General features: G+C 50.0%; 1 protein-coding gene. It reads left to right on the top strand.

Going from position 1 to position 274, the window contains the following annotated elements; translation table 11 throughout:
• Positions 1–274, top strand: a 274-nt coding sequence (locus L9G74_RS22820; RefSeq protein ID WP_238898619.1) for a reverse transcriptase domain-containing protein, incomplete at both ends; no start/stop codon positions are given.

The following is a 274-nucleotide window of genomic DNA, read 5'->3' as shown; positions in this document are numbered from 1 at the left end:
GGGCGACCCCTTGTCACCTTTCATCTTCATCCTAGCGATAGACACACTGCACCACCTACTTCAGGTCGCCGCTGAGCAACACATCATTGCACCACTTCCAGGGCGGGAGCTAAAACTTAGGATTAGCCTATACGCCGATGACATCGTCATCTTCACAAATCCGGTGAGGGAAGAAATCGATGCACTCATGAAAAATATGCACGATTTCGGAGAAGCCTCCGGACTACACATCAACCCTTCAAAGTCGACGGCTTTACCCATCAGATGTGAGAAC

Origin of the sequence: Shewanella electrica, from assembly GCF_022321485.1 — a bacterium.
In the GTDB taxonomy this organism is placed as follows: domain Bacteria; phylum Pseudomonadota; class Gammaproteobacteria; order Enterobacterales; family Shewanellaceae; genus Shewanella; species Shewanella electrica.
This window is presented reverse-complemented; position numbering and strand designations above follow the sequence as displayed.